Origin of the sequence: Bacteroides sp. An19 (assembly GCF_002160215.1) — a bacterium.
Lineage (GTDB): Bacteria > Bacteroidota > Bacteroidia > Bacteroidales > Bacteroidaceae > Phocaeicola > Phocaeicola intestinalis.
This window is the reverse complement of the sequence record NZ_NFKD01000038.1, coordinates 24257-42475: the sequence shown is the minus strand read 5'-3', so window position 1 is coordinate 42475 and position 18219 is coordinate 24257. Positions and strand designations below refer to the sequence as shown.

Here is an 18219-nt window from a genome sequence, read left to right as displayed (position 1 = left end):
TGGTCCTTTTCGCTCCTGTTCTTCGTCAGATAGCCCGCTATCTTCCTCATCACAGAAGCGGAAATGCCTCAAAAACTCATCCCAAATCATCGCACGATAAATTCAAAACAGCTTCTTAACCAACTCTCCTGTTAACCTGTTCTTATCGTCTGTCAGTTTCACACAATATCCTTTAGGCAACTGCAACGGCACATGATTGCTTTTTTCATACATCGAGCAATAATGCTGATACGTGTTTGTATCGCATCCGGCAAATAGCTTTTTGAAATAGTGCAACGTGGTAAACTGTTCTCCGCAAACCAACAAATAAAGACGATAAGGAAGATTACTTTTGCCTTCCTGCAAAAGCACAAAGAAAATGAATTGACAGAGAGAGGTGTATCTTCTTTTCATTGTTTTGCGATTAGTTCACGAAACAAAGATACACAATTAACGCTTTTGTCCAAGCAGCCAGTAAAAATATTTTTCGTGTTTGTCTTTTGGTTTGTCTTTTGGGGCTTAGTTTAACCGTGAAATACATGTGTCTTCCGATAATGGCAGTACGGATACCGGGAAGAAAACAATCGGGGATATGTTGTTATCGTACAAAAAAAACGGGTAAACCCATTGAATGGTTACCCGTTTTTATAAGCACTTTTACTTTCAATTCATTTTTCATCAGAACCGGAAACGGTCGCTTTGTCCATAGATGGCATTTGCACTCCATTCCAGATTCTTCTTGATTTCTTTCAACAAACTTTTTACCCTTTTCATAATGTTATCCTTTCTGTTTAGTTAATCTGTTTTATGTTGTGATCTATGTTTTACAACACAAATGTAATGCCTTCTGTTCAAAAGAAGCGCGGATAGTGGGATGAAAATAGGGTAAAATGTCTATTTCTTGACTTGCGTCAAAAAATAAATGTGCCTTTTGTTGCCGGATTGAAACAAACTGTCAACTTGGCAGGTAATGCCGGAATAACTGGCATGCCTGTTATTCGTTTATAAGCAAAGACGAATCGCCATAACTTAGAAACCGGAAATCGTGTGACAGGGCATAATCATAAATGCGGTGCCAATCGCCTTTCACGAATGCCGAGACCAAGAGCAGCAATGTGCTTTGGGGCTGGTGAAAGTTGGTTACCATACGTTTCACTATTTTATATTCGTAGCCCGGAGCGATGATAATCTGGGTGCTGGTGTGAAGTGCCTCCAGTCCGTGCCGGTCCATATAGTCGAGGATGCATTGCAATGCTTCTACCGGAGTAAGGGTAGGATGCGTTTCGTAAGGTTGCCATTGTTTTACATGCAAGTCGGCATCATTTGCGTCCGGATGCTGGTGGAGGGTTACACCTATATAATATAGACTCTCCAGTGTACGTACCGATGTGGTACCTACGGCTATGGCTTTCCCTTGGTGTGCAATGAGCTGTCCGATGGTGTGCCTTGATACCGAAATATATTCGGTATGCATTTCGTGTCCCGATATTTCTTCGCTTTTTACAGGCTTGAAGGTACCGGCTCCCACATGAAGCGTCACTTCTTCGAGGTCGACTCCTTTGGCTTTCAGGGCATCCAGTACCCGTTGGGTGAAATGTAGTCCTGCCGTAGGTGCAGCTACCGAACCTTTTACCTTTGAATATACCGTCTGATAGGTCACTTTGTCGCTTTCCTGGGTTTCCCTATTTAAATAAGGAGGAATGGGCAGTTCGCCGAATACTTCCAGAATGTCGGCAAATGTTACATTGGGGTTATTCCACTTAAAGTCTATCCAATGGCTGGTGCCCCGTGCTTCGCCGCGTGAAGCAGTCAGGATGACGGTTTGTCCTTTTACCGTCATCTGCCGCGACAAGACACCTTCTTTCCATTTTTTCAGATTGCCTATCATGCAAAGCCATGCTACATGTCCGGTTTGCTGGAAGTTCAGTGCATAATCGTTAGGCTGGATGGGTTCCAGACAAAATATTTCTATCAAGGCACCGGTCTCTTTCCGGAAGTGCAGCCGTGCCTGAATGACTTTGGTATTGTTGAATACCATCAGCATGCCCGGTTCGATGTAGTCGGGTAAGGAGGTGAATCGGGTTTCATTGATATTCCCGTTGCGGTACACCAGCAGTTTCGATTGGTCGCGCACCGGAAGCGGAAACTTAGCGATGCGTTCTTCGGGGAGCGGATAGTTGTAGTCGCTGATGTGGATGTGTTTGGTATCTTCCATTATTATGTTATATCTTTGTAATTGGAAATTGTGTGCAAAGGTAATTATTCTCATCTGCATACGCAAGTATTCTTGCCGGCGGCTGGATATATCTGCGCACGGAAGGTGGTATATTTGCTTCTGTATCGGGGCGCAAAGGAGGAGAAATCTTCTTTTTGGGAGGATTATTTTAAGAATGATAAAAATCCACGTCCGGAAAATACCGTATCTGTTCGGTTTTTTTGTATGTTTGTTTCACGAAAAAAGTGTTGCAGGACGTTGCAGTCCGAAGGCAGCCGCGTGGATAAGTGGACGCATCCGGGCATATGCGGTACGCCCCTGCATGGGATGTTTGTGGATATTCAATTAAAAAATAGAGATGCTTATGAGAAAATTATTGGTAGCAGTAGGAATTTTGTTGCTTGCCGGTTGTGCGCAGCAAAAGACCCAGGAAGGATTTCCTGTTTTTCAGAACATGGGTAATCCGTTGATAACGGATAAGTTTACGGCAGACCCTGCTCCGATGGTGTATAACGATACTCTTTTCCTGTATGTAGGGCATGATGAGTATTATGAAGGGCAGGATACCGCTTCGGGTGGAAAGGAATTTAACATCACAGAGTGGCTGTGCTATTCTACGACGGATATGCAGACATGGACCGATTATGGTTCGGTATTGAAACCTACCGATTTCAGTTGGGCGGTAGGTGAGGCATGGGCTTCTCAGGTGATAGAAAAAAATGGTAAATTCTATTATTATACCACCGTGCAGGGAGGAGAGCCTTATGTAGGAAAGGCAATAGGGGTAGCCGTAGGTGATTCGCCTACCGGTCCTTTCAAAGATGCTATCGGCAAACCTCTGGTATGTGATACCATGACTTCCAATGGGGCACGCGGCTGGTGGAATGATATCGACCCTACTGTTTTGATTGACGGAGAGGGTCAGGCATGGATGTGCTGGGGAAACGGCACATGTTTCCTTGCCAGGCTGAAACCGAATATGACAGAGCTTGACGGCGAGATTCAAGTGGTAGATTTGCCGAAATATGTGGAAGGACCGTGGTTGCATAAGCATGGAGACCTCTATTATCTTACTTATGCTTCGATGGGGGTTGACAGGGAAGTTGTTTCGTATGCTACTGCACCTTCGGTTGCCGGTCCGTGGACTTATCAGGGGGAAGTGACCGGAATGGCGGAAAACAGTTTTACCATTCATCCGGGAATCGTTGAGTTTAAAGGGAAATGGTATCTGTTCTATCACAATGCCACGCTTACGCTGGGAGGACATGAGGGTGCCATAGGGCGTAGAAGTGTGTGTGTAGAAGAGTTGTTCTACAATTCGGACGGCACCATAAGAGTGGTGGAACAGACTAAAAAAGGAGTAAGCAACCTTTCTAAATGATTGGAAGATATGAATATGAAGAAATTATCGATTATGCTGGCATGCATTGGGGCATGGTCGGCAGTAACAGCTCAAACTTTGCCGGAAGGTACACCGGCACAAACGAATATCCCTGAAGCGGACTATCCGTGTGTAGATGCCTCATCAAGGGCTACTTTCCGTCTGGATGCTCCTGAAGCCCGAAATGTCCAGGTGGATATCTGTGGGAAAAAATGGCCGATGACGAAAAATCCGGATGGAGTGTGGAGTGTGACCACAGACCCGCTGGTAGTAGGTTTCCACTATTATTTCTTGTTGGTAGACGGAGTAGCCGTCAATGACCCGGCAAGTGAGACTTTTTTCGGGTGTGGCAAGATGGCAAGCGGCATCGAAATCCCCGAATCGCCCGAGGCAGCTGCTTATTATACGTATGACCAGTCTGTCCCTCATGGGCAGGTACGCGAATGCCATTATTATTCTTCCGTCGAACAGAAAGAGCGCAGATGCTTTGTCTATACTCCGGCAAATTATGAGACAGATGCTTCCCGCCGTTATCCGGTATTGTACCTGCAGCATGGAATGGGCGAGGACGAACGTGGCTGGAGCCGGCAGGGGAAAATGGCTGATATCCTCGATAATCAGATAGCTGCTGGAAAATGTGTGCCGATGATAGTGGTAATGGATTATGGAAATTGTGGTTATATACATGGAGCCAGACCAGGAGAGTCGCGTGAAGAATTCGGGGCATCATTCACTCCGATTTTGCTGGAAGATATTATTCCTTACATCGACAAGACTTTCCGTACATTGACCGACCGTGATAACCGTGCCATGGCGGGCTTGTCGTGGGGAGGACACCAGACTTTCCAGACCACTTTGGCACATTTGGACAAGTTTGCTTATATCGGAGCTTTCAGCGGTGCCATTTTTTTGCCTCCGGAAGCAGATATGCGTAAGGTATATAATGGAGTGTTTGCCGATGCCGATGCTTTCAACCGCAAGGTACATACATTGTTCATCGGGATGGGTTCGGAAGAAAATATGGGCAGCAGGGAGCTGAGTGAGAAACTGAGTGCCATAGGTATTAAAAATACGTATTATGAATCTCCCGGAACGCATCACGAATGGTTGACATGGCGCAGATGCCTGAATGAATTTTTGCCTTTAATCTTTAAGTCTGACAAATGATGAAAACTTTACTTGTATCTTTGTTGCTGGCAGTTGCAATGACCTTATCTGCCCAAGACAGGAGCGTCTCAGGGGGCGAACGTTCAGTGTTGAGTGTACGTGCCTCTCAGTATCCTCGTATCTCAGCCGACCATCGTGCTTCTTTTAAAGTCAAGGCACCGCATGCAAAGAGTGTGCAGATAGATTTAGGAAAGAAATATGATATGGTGCGGGACGAAAACGGGGAGTGGACCTGTACAACAGAACCTTTAGGTCCGGGTTTCCATTATTATTTTCTGGTAATTGATGGAGTGCCGGTGGCAGACCCTGCAAGCGAGTCTTTCTATGGATGTAGTATGATGACCAGCGGTATAGAGATTCCTTATCCTGAAGGTGACACTCGTTTTTCTTTAGCAGATGTACCTCATGGCGAGATTCGGATGAAGCGGTATTTCTCGAAAACGGCAAATGCATGGCGAAGGATGTTTGTTTATACACCTCCTTGCTATGAAAAGTCTTCTGTATCCTATCCGGTGCTTTATTTGCAACATGGCGGAGGAGAGGATGAACGTGGCTGGTCGCAACAGGGATTGACGGATATTATTCTGGATAATCTGATAGCCAGAGGCGAGGCTGTTCCGATGATTATCGTTATGCTGGACGGTAATACCAAAGATTTTAATTCGGAACTGTTCAACGCCTGCATTCCGTTTGTGGAAAAAACGTACCGGGTAAAGGCTGGCAAAGATAGCCGGGCGTTGGCAGGTTTGTCAATGGGAGGTATCCAGACTTTGAATGCATGCATTACCCATCCGGAGTGTTTTTCTTATATAGGCGTATTCAGTTCAGGCTGGTGGGTACAGTCGCGCCACGGTATGCCGGCACATGAAACCGAAAAATATTATGAGAAATTGAAAGCACATAAGGATGAGTTTAACAAGGGCTTTAAGCAGTTCTGGTTTTCGATGGGCGGAAAAGAAGACATTGCTTATCAGAATTGTCAGGCTATGTTGAAGCGTTTCGATGAGATAGGCATTCGGTATACATATTTCGAAACGCCGGGTGGGCATACATGGCCGGTTTGGCGTGAAAGTCTTTATCGCTTTGCACCATTGTTGTTTAAGTGATACTAAGAAGCTGTTTTGAATTTCCACAAAAGTTTAATGAATGTCCGCATTAGGCAAAATGCGGACATTCATATTGGCTGTTTTGAATGACAGGCTTTGTGTGTTTGTGCATGCCTGCCAGCAGCCGGTATATACCCCTGAAAAATGAATATATACTTCATCCGCGTTTGAATATATCTTCATCCGCAGTTGAATATATACTTCATCTGCGTTTGAATATATACTTCATCTGCGAATGCAGTACTACTGCGTTTTCAACTTTATGAATGTCCTCATTTTGCCAAATTGCCTGTTTGCGGACATTCACTTTCAACTTCTTTATAGTCAGAAGCTGTTTTGAATTTCTCCAAAAAGTTTTTCTTGGCTTGATGTATCCGTTTTCGTGTGTGCTTTGGGCGATTTTTTGGTCCTTTCCGCTCCTGTTCTTCGTCAGATAGCCCGCTATCTTCCTCATCACAGAAGCGGAAATGCCTCAAAAACTCATCCCAAATCATCGCACGATAAATTCAAAACAGCTTCTCAATCAGAAATAAAATGCGAAAAAACATTTGTCATGCTGAATGAAGTGAAGCATCTCGGATGCGCCCACGTGGATGTATGCGAGATCCTTCACGTTCGTTCCCTTAGATGACAATACATCAAGAATTTTTCGCAAACCAATTTTGTTCTCCTTTAACTCCTTTAACTTCTTTAACTCCTCTAACTTCTTTAACTCCTTTAACTCCTCTAACTCCTCTAACTCCTTTAACTCCTCTAACTCCTTTAACTCCTCTAACTCCTTTAACTCCTCTAACTCCTTTAACTCCTCTAACTCCTTTAACTTCTTTAACTCCTTCACCTCCTCTAACTCCTTCATCTCCTCTAACTCCTTTAACTTCTTTAACTCCTTTAACTTCTTTAACTCCTTTAACTCCTTCACCTCCTCTAACTCCTTTAACCTCCTTAAATTTTTCCATTTTCTTCTCTTTTAATGAACTCTGATACATGCTTTACAACATAAATGTACGGTTTCTGATAAAAAATGTAACGTTCGGGCTAGTCGATGTAACATACGTGATAATATATGTAACATAGAGAATAATCATTTTCAGACAGATTTTCTACATTTGCAATTGTGAGAATATATAATTATTATTAACTAAACATTATTAAGTTTATGAAAAGCACAATTCATTTAAAGCTTTCAAGGCTGTTGTTTTACCATGGATTATTTTGATGCTGATACGGTAATTGTTACCGTTTAATCTTCCATCTTTCTTCTTATATATAAGGTAAGAGAGGTGTAAGCAGAGAAACATTTGAAAAACATTTTATTTTACTAACATGATGAAAAACATAAGACAACAGTTCTTGATGAAACATTCCCCAGAATGGAGGAAAGTTTTGCAGGTAAGAGGAATCTTGTTCTTCTTATTGTTATGCTGCAGTCTGACAGCGACTGCACAGGGAAAGTTTGTCGTTTCGGGAAAGGTGCTCGACAACAACGATGAGCCGTTAATCGGAGCGACAATCGCACTGAAAGGAAACACCAGCGTAGGTACGGTAGCCGACTTTGACGGTAATTTCACCTTAGAGCTACCTGAAAAGAACGTCACGCTGACCGTTTCTTACATAGGCTTCCTGTCACAAGACGTGGAAGTGAAAGGCCGCAACATGATTGTAATCCGGCTGCGTGAGGACTCCGAAATGCTGGATGAAGTCGTAGTCGTAGGTTACGGCCAGCAAAAGAAAGAATCCGTAGTGGGTGCCATCACCCAGACCAAAGGCGAAGTGCTGCAACGTGCCGGTGGTGTGTCTGATATCGGTGCCGCTTTGACCGGTAACCTGCCAGGTGTGATTACTACTGCCAGCTCGGGTCTGCCGGGTGAAGAAGAGCCGCAGATAGTTATCCGTGGCTCCAGTTCGTGGAACAACAGTTCGCCGCTGGTATTGGTAGACGGTATCGAACGTCCGATGAGTTCGGTTGACATTAACTCCGTAGAATCTATTTCGGTATTGAAAGACGCATCGGCTACCGCCGTTTACGGTGTGAAAGGTGCGAACGGTGTTATCTTGATTACGACCAAACGCGGACAGGAAGGTAAGGCACAAATCGACGTGTCGGCACAAGCTACCATGAAAGTACCCTCGAAATTGCCGAACAAGCTCGATTCGTATGACGCTCTGATGATGCGCAACATCGCCGTAGAGCATGAATTGGCTGTCAGTCCTGCTTCTTGGGAGTTCATTACGCCGCAAGCGGAAATCAACAAATACCGCTACCGCACCAGCATTGCTGATATCGAACGTTACCCCAACATCGACTGGCAAGACGAATTGTTTAAAGATTACACGATGTCTTACAATGCCAGCCTAAGCGTAAGCGGCGGTACCAAATTTGTAAGATACTATGTGGGAGCGGACTTCCTACACGAAGGTGACCTGTTCGACGTAAAGGACAACGGACGCGGGTATAGTTCGGGATTCGGTTACAACCGTATCAACGTACGTAGCAACCTGGACTTTTCATTGACAAAAACCACCACTTTGAAAGTAAACATCGCCGGTTCAAATGGGGCGAAGAAAACTCCATGGGGTTATACCAATTCGTCCGACTGGGGTGTGGCACAATACTGGGCAGGTGCCTACAATACTCCGCCCGATGTGTTCATGCCGCAATATTCGGATGGTACATGGGGATACTATCCCGATAATACGAACATTTCAAACTCAGCCCGCAACTTGGCTACGGCTGGTACAATGAATACCACTACCACCCGCATCAATACCGACTTTACGTTGGAACAAGACTTGAGTTTTATTACCAAAGGTCTGCGTGCCCGTGCCATGGTGTCGTGGGACAATGTGTTTGTGGAAATCAATCGGGGTGTAAACGACTTATATAATGATCCTATTCAAAAATGGATTGATCCGGCTACAGGTGCTGTTTCTTATCGGACAGCAGAATACGATGGAAACGGTTTTGACCCACAAGATCCGATTATGTGGACGAACAGTGGCGGTGAAGTAGACAACAATGCTACCCAACGTAACATGAATTACCAAGTGCAGTTGGACTGGGCACGCGAATTTGGCGACCACAATGTAACTGCCATGGGATTGTTCAGCCGTCAGGAAACCGCTACCGGTAGCATCATCCCGAACCGCCGTGAAGACTGGGCGTTCCGCGGCACCTATAATTACGCCAACAAGTATTTCTTTGAATACAACGGCGCTTATAACGGTTCGGAGAAATTCTCTCCCGAATACCGTTTTGCCTTTTTCAATTCGGGCGCTATTGGCTGGATGATATCGGAAGAGAAATTTATGAACTTCTCGAAGAAATGGCTGGATATGCTGAAAATCCGTGCCTCGTATGGTGAAATCGGTGACGATAACGTAACCGACCGTTGGCTGTATTTAAGTACATGGGCAATGGGTGGAGGAACAAATGGTGCTACTCCGATGGCACTGAACCAAGCCATCAGCCCCTATACTTGGTATCGGGAAGCAACCGTAGGTAATCCGGATATCCACTGGGAAACGGTGAAGAAATTCAATCTCGGTATTGACTATTCATTCTTAAACGGCCTGTTTGCCGGTACGGTGGAAGTTTTCCGCGACAAGCGTACCGATATCATCGTTACCTCGGGCGACCGAGCTGTCCCCTTCTATTTCGGTATGGACGCTCCGGCAGCCAACCTGGGTGAAGTAAAAACCCGTGGTTATGAATTGGAACTGCGTGTCAACAAGGTTTTCGAAAACCAGATGCGCCTGTGGGGTAACTTCAATATGACTCATGCCGAAAATGAAATCATCCGGCGCGACGATCCGTTGTTGAAACCCGCTTACCAAAAACAAGCCGGTTACAGCATTGGTCAATCGCATGCACACATCGATGCCGGCTTTATGCAAAACTACGACCAGATTTACGGTAGCCCCCAGCATGATACCAACGAAAACCAGAAATTGCCGGGCGACTATTACATTGTTGACTTCAATGCCGACGGTGTGGTTGACGCACAAGACAGTGCACCTTATGGCTATTCCAGCACTCCGCAGAACACCTACAGTGCAACAGTCGGTTTCGAATGGAAGGGATTCAGTGCTTTCGTACAGTTCTATGGAGCGACTAACGTAACCCGTGATGTAACCTTGACTAGTTTCAGTGGTCAGTTAAACACCGTATACGATACCGGTACATGGTGGTCGAAAGACGAAAGTAACCCGGAAGTAACCGTCCCTCGTTTCGTAACCACGCCGAGTTACAATACCGGTACGCAAAACCTGTATGACGGTTCGTTTATCCGCTTGAAGAATGCAGAAATCGCCTATACATTCGATGGAGGCTGGGTACAAAAGTTAGGCATCCGCAACCTGAAGGTATTCCTCAATGGCAACAACCTGTGGGTATGGACCCGTATGCCGGACGACCGTGAATCGAACTTCTCGGGAGCCAGCAACCAAGGTGCTTATCCCACCATGAAACGTTTCAATTTAGGTATCAAGTTCACATTATAAAAACAGAGACGTATGAAACAACGATATAAAACCTTATTCTATAGCAGCCTGTTCACCTTGGCGTTGGGCGTCACTTCTTGCGAGGATTATTTGGACAAAGACCCGGACACCACTGTTGATGCGACTGCGGCTTTTCAAAACTTCAATAATTTTCAAGGTTTTGTGGAAGAAATTTACAACTGCATCCCTGATAAAACCAACTGCTATTGGACAACTTCCTTCAACTGGGGAGACGATGAAATCATGAACACCAATGCAGACTGGCACATGACTCATCAAGTGGATTTGGGTAACTTTTGGGCATGGCAAGCCGGGGGTATGGGAGAAGATGGCTGCTGGCTGGATGCCAACCGTGATTGCGACCCTACCTCAAACGACCGTATGAACCATCGCTTATGGCCGCACGCTTGGTACTGCATCCGTAAGTGCAACCTGGGTCTGGCAAACTTAGACCAAATGGTAGGTGCCACTCAAGAAGAACGCGACCTGATAGCCGGACAGTTGTATTTTTTCCGTGCTTGGTGGCACTTCGAATTAATGGAGTATTTGGGAGGACTTCCCTACATCGACCAAGTTCTGGAATCGGAAGGCCTAACCCTGCCTCGTTTAAGTTTCCAAGAAGCGGCAGACAAAGCGGCAGCAGACTTCCGCCAGGCAGCAAACTTGCTCCCGATTGACTGGGAAAGCACCACATCCGGTTCACACACAGCCGGACAAAACGACTTGCGTATCAACAAAATCATGGCATTGGGCTATTTGGGCAAGACCTATTTATGGGCAGGCAGTCCGCTGATGGAACATGGTGCGCAAACGGGAGGTGCCATGACCTACAGCTATAACACCGACTATTGCCAGAAAGCAGCCGAAGCCTTCGGTGAACTGCTGAATTTGGTAGAAAGCGGTCAGACTCAATATGCGCTGGCACAATTTGAATACGATGACATCTACAATCATGAACGTTCTGCTACCGCTACCAGTTGCTTTAGCGACATTTTCTATACAACCGGACAAAACTGGGAACTTCCTGGGTCGGTAGAAGCCATCTTCCGTGGTCCGGCATTTGGCATCAACATTTCTCCGTATCAGGCTGCCAAGACTTACGGACCGAAAGGAGGAATCGTTCCTGATGACAACATCATCCATATGCCTACCGCCAATTACGTGAACCTGTATGGCATGGCAAACGGATATCCGTTGGATGACCCGCGCAGCGGTTTCGACCCGACCCATCCGTTCCGTGACCGTGATCCGCGTTTCTATCATGACATTGTATTTGATGGTTTTGAATATATCAACGCTTCAGTTGGTGCCGATATGGCACAGTACAAATACAGCCAACTATATACAGGTGGAAACGTACGAAACGATAATACAGGAAGCCGTACGGGTTATTTCATTCAAAAACTGTCGCCTCATACAGTCAACACCTATGACAAGATGATGGACTACAACCACAGTTTACAAATGTATGTTCCTTATATGCGCTTAGGAGACATTTACCTGATGTATGCCGAAGCTTGTGCCGCCATCAACGGTGCCACCGGGAAGGCAGGCAATTGTTCCCTGACAGCCGAAGACGCTATCAACCGGTTGCGCGACCGCGTCCACATGGATCATGTACCGGCAGACTTGACGAGCAACAAAGAAACTTTTATGGATGAAGTACGTCGTGAACGTGCCGTAGAATTGTCTTTCGAAGGTTTCCGCTTCTGCGACCTCCAACGGTGGCTGCTGCTGACCGAATATCCGTACAACGTCAAGACTTCACAAGAGTTCGACCGGGTGGAAAGCGATGAATGGTACACCGAAAACGACCCGAGAGATGCCGAAGTGCGTAACTGGCGTGAAGAAGTAATCTTGACCCGCAACTTCACATCGAAGCATTATTGGTTTCCGCTGAAAAACGATGATACTTACCTGTATGAAGGACTTAACCAGAATCCGGGTTGGTAATTGTGACTTGCAGCAAGATGTATAACATTAAACAAAAAAACAAATGAAAATAACATATACACGATTCATTTTATTTGCAGCTGCCTTAGGGTTGCTTCCTGCTTACCAAAGTATTGGAGCACAGACAGCAGAAGCAAATGAGACTGACTCGCTTCAGACCACAGACCCGTCTGTACAAGTAGCGTTCCGCAAGGTGGCACAGGACGATTTGTTGGGAGGCGTTTCAGTAATCAACATGGAGCAAGTGAACGACAAAAACTATGCCACGTATAGTTTGGACAACCTGCAAGGCTATGTCGGCGGTTGGAACGGTAACTCATTATGGGGCATGGACGGCGACAATGCCGGTTACTTGGTATTGGTAGACGGAGTACCTCGCGATGCCAATAACGTATTGCCGACCGAAATCGAACAGATAACCTTCCTGAAAAGCGCATCGGCTGTAGTGCTCTACGGAAGCCGGGCAGCGAAAGGCGTGATTTACATCACCACCAAACGTGGCAAATACCAAGAAAAATTGCAGATAGATGTACGTGCCAATACGGGATTTTATGTACCGAAAGGATATCCCAAGTATTTGGGTTCGGCAGAATACATGACCTTGTATAACGAGGCGCGTGCCAACGACGGACTGGATCCGCTATACAGTGCCGAGGATATCTACAACTACGGGTCGGGTACCAATCCGTACCGTTATCCGAGTTTGGACTATTATTCGTCGGATTACCTGAAGAAGACGTACAACCGCAGCGATGTGACCGCTGAATTTTCGGGCGGTAACAAACGGGCGCGTTTCTACTCCAACGTAGGTTATTACCGGCAGAATGACATTTTCAACTTCGGTGAAGCCGCCAAGAATTACACCAGCCGATTGAATATCCGCGGTAACGTAGACGTCACCATCAACGATGACATCAAGGCGTATGCCAATGCCAATGCTACGTTCTACGACATACGTTCGGGGCGTACCACTTACGAGACAGAAGAAGGAGAAACCTACGACTACTGGACGGAAGCAGCCAGCATGCGTCCCAACCGTTTCGCACCGCTGGTTCCGCTGAGTTACATTGACCCCAATGCCCTCTCCGCATTGGAACTGATGGGTGTAAACAGCAACATCTTCGACGGGATGTTCCTTGCTGGAAGCCAGATTGACCAACGCAATATCTTTGCCGACTACTATGCTGCCGGTTACAACAAATACACCAGCCGCCAGTTCCAGTTCGACACGGGTATTGACTTCGACCTGCATAGACTGTTGAAAGGACTTTCGTTCCACTTCCAGTTTGCGGTAGACTATGCCACCAGCTACAACACCTCGTTCAATAATACCTACCGCATCTATACCCCGACGTGGTCGGACTATAACGGCACAGGAGTCATTACCAGTTTAGGTTATGAAGGAACGGATGAAAAGACCGGTGTGCAAACCATCAGTGGCAGTACAGACAACCAGACTATCTCTATGTCTGCTCACTTTGACTACCACACCACCATCAACAAGGCGCACAACCTGTCTGCCATGCTGCTGGTGAACGGCTATCAACAGACCAATTCGACGGTTTACCACCGTACCAGCAATGCCAACTTAGGCATTCAGGTAGGCTACAACTATATGGGTAAGTATTATGCCGAGTTTAGCGGAGCTGCTGTACATTCAGCCAAACTGGCAGAAGGACACCGCAATGCTTTCTCGCCGGCACTGACCCTTGCCTGGAAACTGCATCAGGAAGATTTCTTGAAAAACTCTTCGGTAGTAGATGAATTGATGTTAGGCGTATCGGGAAGTATTTTGCACCAAGACATAGACTTGGCTAACTATTATATGTATGTAGGTAACTACAACCAATCCAATGGTGCTTGGTGGGGATGGCAAGAAACGACTAATTTGCATTCAACAAATTCATTACGTGGATCAAACGATGAATTAAGCTTTATCAAACGAAAAGAGTTGACAGTCAGTCTCCGTACTTCATTATGGAATCGGTTAATAACGGCAGATGCCAACTTCTTTGTTAATTCGACAGAAGGTCTGCCTGTTCAACCGAGTACCATTTTCCCAAGCTATTTCTCGACTTATTATCCTGAAGCTTCGTTTATTCCGTATGTAAACTTCAATAACAACAAGCGTGTAGGATTCGACTTTGCAGTAAATTTCAATAAGAAAGTAGGCGAAGCTGACCTCTCGTTAGGCGTAACCGGAACTTATTACAAGACAGAAGCTACCCAACGGGACGAAAATTACGCTTATGCATACCAGAACCGTACCGGTAAAGCTGTTGATGGTGTATGGGGACTGGAATGCGAAGGTTTTTTCCAGAATGAAGAGGATATAGCTAATTCGCCGACTCAGAATTTTGGTGGAACAGTACGTCCGGGTGACTTGAAGTACAAAGACCAGAACGGTGACGGTGTAATTGATACCAATGATGAAATTTACTTAGGACGTGGCGGCTGGTACGGTTCTCCGTTTACTTTGGGCATTAACTTCACTGCCAAATGGAAAAACTTTACCCTCTTTGCTTTGGGTACAGGCGGTTTCGGCGGTCATGCCTTTAAGAGCGATTCCTATTATTGGGTATATGGCGAAGGCAAGTATTCGGAAGTAGTCCGCGGACGCTGGACACCGGAAACAGCCGCAACGGCTACCTATCCGCGTCTGACTACCTTAGACGGAAACAACAACTTCCGCAACTCTACGTTCTGGCTCTACAAGACCAACCGGTTCGACCTGGCGAAAGTACAACTGACTTACGACTTCCCGAAACGCCTGCTGCAAAAGACCTTTTTGAAAGAAGCGTCAATCTACGTAAGCGGTTCGAACCTGCTGACCATTGCTCCCGAACGTGAACTACTGGAAAGAAATATCGGCTCTGCCCCACAGACCCGTTTCTACAATTTAGGTGTTAAGGTTACTTTCTAATCCATAAACGAAACAAGAAGTATGAAACATATATTTAAACTTTTAGTCCTGCTCCCGTTGTTCGCCGCCGTAGCTTGCGATGACTTGCTCGAACCTGCCATCGAGAACAACCGGGATATCGATGCTATGGAAAATGATCCAAGCTATGCTCTTGGCGTATTAGGTAATGCATATATTTTATTACCATATAATACTTCGCCAACCAGTGATGTGGCAACAGACGATGCTGTATCGAATGATAACAGTAATACTTGGCGTGCCATGGCTACTGGGGCTTGGACTTCGCAAAATGACCCGACCTCGCAATGGAAAAGCTGTTTTAATGCCATTCAATACATTAATCTGTTTTTAGAACATTTAGATAATGTCACCTTTGCTCTTGATGAAAATATCCAAACTATGTTTATTGATCATTATCGAGGTGAGGCTTTAGGCTTACGGGCAATCTTTATGTATTACTTATTGCGTGCTCATGGTGGAATAAGTCCTGACGGAGTATTATTAGGTGTGCCAATCAAATTAGCTTCGGAAGGCATCGGATCCGATTTTAGCCAACCTCGTAACACCTATGCTGAATGTATGGAACAATTGTTACAAGATTGTGATGATGCTATTGAATTGCTTGCTTTAGACTATAAAGTACACACTGCAGATGAAATACCGTCTAAATATGCTAGCATGGGGGTCACAGTGTCTCATTATGATCGTGTAAACGGTGTGTTTATGGCTGGTCGTTTGAGTGGACGTATCATGGAAGCTGTTCGTGCGCAAGCAACTCTTATGGCGGCTAGTCCGGCTTTCAGTGATGGTTCGGGTATTACATGGGAAGAAGCAGCCAATAGTGCAGGTAAATTATTAAGTCGTATTGATGGACCTGCTGGTTTAGATGCGGATGGATTTACTTGGTATACCAATACATCTGAAATTGCAGGCTTAGGTAGTGGAGAAGTTCCGCCTGAAATACTTTGGAGAACCAGTTACAGTGATAGTAATACGCTGGAAGGAGATAATTTTCCGCCGAGCTTGTATGGTAATGGACGTGTCAATCCTACGCAAAACCTGGTAGACGCTTTCCCAATGGCAAACGGCTATCCCATTGATAACAGTAACTCGGGATACGATGCAAACAATCCGTATGAGAACAGAGATCCACGTTTGGCAACTTACATCATCACCAATGGAAGTACAGCGGGAAGCGCAACCATCACTACCGGGTCGTATGGAACAAACAACGATGCAATCAACCGGGAATCGGGACACTCTACTCGTACCGGTTACTACCTGCGCAAACATTTACGCTTCGATTGTAACCTGGATCCGAACTACAACACCCTACAGCGTCATTATACAGCCCGTATCCGCTATACGGAAATCTTCTTGGATTATGCGGAGGCTGCCAACGAAGCTTGGGGACCGAAAGGACAAGGCTCATTTGGATTTAGTGCTTACGATGTAATTAAAGCTCTCCGCAGCCGTGCCGGTGTAGGTACAGACAACGGTGACCCCTATCTGGAAGAATGTGCAAACAGCCAAGACCGGATGCGTGAACTGATCCGTAACGAGCGCCGTTTGGAACTTTGCTTTGAAAACATCCGCTTCTACGATTTGCGCCGTTGGAATGCCAACCTGACAGAAGCAGCTCAAGGAGTAAACATCACCCGGGCTGCCAATGGTACGCTGACTTATACACCGATCCAGGTGGAAGAAAGAAGCTACCAGTCGTACATGGTTTACGGCCCGATTCCATACAACGATGTATTGAACTTCGGCTTTGTACAGAATCAAGGATGGCAATAATAACGAACGTAATAAGACCGTAAAGAAGATTTCGGTTTGTTGAAAAACAAGCCTCAGCAGGTAAAGTCTCTTCACAGACTTTGCCTGTTAAGCCGGGTGAACCGGGTGAAGCTTCTTTATTTCTTTTTGCTTACAACCAACTATTAAAGATAAAAACAGAATCAATATGAGAAAAGCAAATTTATATTCTATACTGTTGGCAGGAATCACCGCAATGGGTATCACTTCGTGTGAAAACGGCGATGCGGAATTCCCGAACTATGATAACTCTGCCGTTTACTTTGCGCACCAGACTCCGGTACGCACCTTGGTAATGGGAGAAGATACGTATGACACCTCGCTCGACAACGCCCACAAATGCAAGATTTATGCGACCATGGGCGGGGCATACGCCGGAAGCGGGTCGACTGTCATTGATATCATGGTAGACAATGAGCTATGCGACAACCTGTACTTTGCCGATGGCGTGACTCCCGTACGCCCGATGCCCTCAAACTATTATACCTTGTCATCGGAACAGATTACGCTGAACGAGTTTGAAAACCTGATGGGGGCCGTAGAGGTAACCTTCAACAATGAGTTCTTCGAAGACCCTGCCTCTACAGAAAACACTTATGTCATTCCGCTGCGCATGACCCACGTGGTGAATGCAGACTCTATCTTATTGGGAGTACCTAACACCCCCAATGCAGCATGGACCAATGCGGATATGTGGGACACGGCTCCGAAAAACTATGTATTGTATTGCGTGAAATACATCAATAAGTATCATGCTACTTACTTACGTAGAGGTATTGACCAGATAACGGAAGGTGGCAACACTACGACCAATGTGCGCCATGAGTATTATGTGGAAGATGACGAAGAATGCGATGTAACGACCCGTAACCTGCATACGGCTATTTTCCCTGTATCAACAACCATAGGAGACGAAACCGTGACTTGTGACCTGTTGTTAACCTTCAACGACAACGACGAATGTACCATTACTTCAGGAACGGAAGGATTCACGGCAAGCGGAACGGGTAAATTTGTAGTAGACGGAGAAAAACAAAGTTGGGGTAACAAAGACCGCAATGCACTCTACCTGGATTATAACATTGACTTCGGAGCCAAGCAATACAACACGAAAGATACATTAGTCGTTCAAACCCGTGGCGTGGCTTACGAAGAGTTCTCTACAGTGTACGCAGAATAA

The 18219-nt window shown here is 45.8% G+C and carries 12 protein-coding genes; 8 read left to right on the top strand and 4 right to left on the bottom strand.

Annotation, left to right across the window (positions count from 1 at the left end; genetic code table 11):
- Positions 1–102: 102 nt before the first annotated feature.
- Positions 103–393 (bottom strand): hypothetical protein, encoded by a 291-nt coding sequence (locus B5F25_RS13610; RefSeq protein ID WP_022038618.1) that lies wholly within the window; start codon positions 391–393, stop codon positions 103–105.
- 580 nt (positions 394–973) lie between these two features.
- The gene (locus B5F25_RS13605) at positions 974–2197 is read right to left on the bottom strand and encodes an S-adenosylmethionine:tRNA ribosyltransferase-isomerase (RefSeq protein ID WP_087213215.1); all 1224 of its coding nucleotides are present in this window, start codon (positions 2195–2197) and stop codon (positions 974–976) included.
- Positions 2198–2558: 361 nt separating this feature from the next.
- Between B5F25_RS13605 and B5F25_RS22500 the strand changes: the two genes are divergently transcribed.
- From B5F25_RS22500 to B5F25_RS13590, 3 genes are read left to right on the top strand one after another with little or no spacing between them, the layout of a single operon-like run.
- Positions 2559–3575 carry a glycoside hydrolase family 43 protein gene (locus B5F25_RS22500; RefSeq protein WP_087407168.1) on the top strand — a complete coding sequence of 339 codons (1017 nt, stop codon included), beginning with the start codon at positions 2559–2561 and terminating at the stop codon, positions 3573–3575.
- Positions 3576–3584: 9 nt separating this feature from the next.
- Positions 3585–4742 carry an alpha/beta hydrolase-fold protein gene (locus tag B5F25_RS22495; protein ID WP_022038614.1) on the top strand — a complete coding sequence of 386 codons (1158 nt, stop codon included), beginning with the start codon at positions 3585–3587 and terminating at the stop codon, positions 4740–4742.
- Positions 4739–5848, top strand: coding sequence for an alpha/beta hydrolase-fold protein (locus tag B5F25_RS13590; RefSeq protein WP_087250149.1), 1110 nt, complete (start codon positions 4739–4741; stop codon positions 5846–5848). The genes B5F25_RS22495 and B5F25_RS13590 overlap by 4 nt, the downstream gene beginning before the upstream one ends.
- Before the next feature lie 272 nt (positions 5849–6120).
- Here the strand turns inward: B5F25_RS13590 and B5F25_RS13585 are convergent, their stop codons facing one another.
- Both B5F25_RS13585 and B5F25_RS21835 read right to left on the bottom strand, forming a co-directional pair.
- Complete coding sequence (locus tag B5F25_RS13585) at positions 6121–6342, bottom strand: hypothetical protein (protein ID WP_162608599.1); 222 nt, start codon at positions 6340–6342, stop codon at positions 6121–6123.
- A gap of 144 nt (positions 6343–6486) precedes the next feature.
- Positions 6487–6804, bottom strand: coding sequence for a hypothetical protein (locus tag B5F25_RS21835; protein WP_162614420.1), 318 nt, complete (start codon positions 6802–6804; stop codon positions 6487–6489).
- Between the two features lie 397 nt (positions 6805–7201).
- Between B5F25_RS21835 and B5F25_RS13575 the strand changes: the two genes are divergently transcribed.
- From B5F25_RS13575 to B5F25_RS13555, 5 genes are all read left to right on the top strand, one after another.
- Entirely contained in the window at positions 7202–10348 is a 3147-nt protein-coding gene (locus B5F25_RS13575; protein ID WP_241148413.1) for a TonB-dependent receptor, read from the top strand.
- 12 nt (positions 10349–10360) lie between these two features.
- The gene (locus B5F25_RS13570; protein WP_087250144.1) at positions 10361–12301 is read left to right on the top strand and encodes a RagB/SusD family nutrient uptake outer membrane protein; all 1941 of its coding nucleotides are present in this window, start codon (positions 10361–10363) and stop codon (positions 12299–12301) included.
- 43 nt (positions 12302–12344) lie between these two features.
- Positions 12345–15224, top strand: coding sequence for a SusC/RagA family TonB-linked outer membrane protein (locus B5F25_RS13565; protein ID WP_087250142.1), 2880 nt, complete (start codon positions 12345–12347; stop codon positions 15222–15224).
- Between the two features lie 21 nt (positions 15225–15245).
- Positions 15246–17021: a RagB/SusD family nutrient uptake outer membrane protein gene (locus B5F25_RS13560; RefSeq protein WP_087250141.1), complete on the top strand. Its 1776-nt coding sequence runs from the start codon at positions 15246–15248 to the stop codon at positions 17019–17021.
- Between the two features lie 166 nt (positions 17022–17187).
- The gene (locus B5F25_RS13555) at positions 17188–18219 is read left to right on the top strand and encodes a DUF5627 domain-containing protein (protein ID WP_087250139.1); all 1032 of its coding nucleotides are present in this window, start codon (positions 17188–17190) and stop codon (positions 18217–18219) included.

Coding starts and splice junctions, on each gene's coding strand:
- B5F25_RS13610 (WP_022038618.1), bottom strand. CDS start 393: ATGAAAAGAAGATACACCTCTCTCTGTCAATTCATTTTCTTTGTGCTT.
- B5F25_RS22500 (WP_087407168.1), top strand. CDS start 2,559: ATGAGAAAATTATTGGTAGCAGTAGGAATTTTGTTGCTTGCCGGTTGT.
- B5F25_RS22495 (WP_022038614.1), top strand. CDS start 3,585: ATGAATATGAAGAAATTATCGATTATGCTGGCATGCATTGGGGCATGG.
- B5F25_RS13590 (WP_087250149.1), top strand. CDS start 4,739: ATGATGAAAACTTTACTTGTATCTTTGTTGCTGGCAGTTGCAATGACC.
- B5F25_RS13585 (WP_162608599.1), bottom strand. CDS start 6,342: ATGATTTGGGATGAGTTTTTGAGGCATTTCCGCTTCTGTGATGAGGAA.
- B5F25_RS21835 (WP_162614420.1), bottom strand. CDS start 6,804: ATGGAAAAATTTAAGGAGGTTAAAGGAGTTAGAGGAGGTGAAGGAGTT.
- B5F25_RS13575 (WP_241148413.1), top strand. CDS start 7,202: ATGAAACATTCCCCAGAATGGAGGAAAGTTTTGCAGGTAAGAGGAATC.
- B5F25_RS13570 (WP_087250144.1), top strand. CDS start 10,361: ATGAAACAACGATATAAAACCTTATTCTATAGCAGCCTGTTCACCTTG.
- B5F25_RS13565 (WP_087250142.1), top strand. CDS start 12,345: ATGAAAATAACATATACACGATTCATTTTATTTGCAGCTGCCTTAGGG.
- B5F25_RS13560 (WP_087250141.1), top strand. CDS start 15,246: ATGAAACATATATTTAAACTTTTAGTCCTGCTCCCGTTGTTCGCCGCC.
- B5F25_RS13555 (WP_087250139.1), top strand. CDS start 17,188: ATGAGAAAAGCAAATTTATATTCTATACTGTTGGCAGGAATCACCGCA.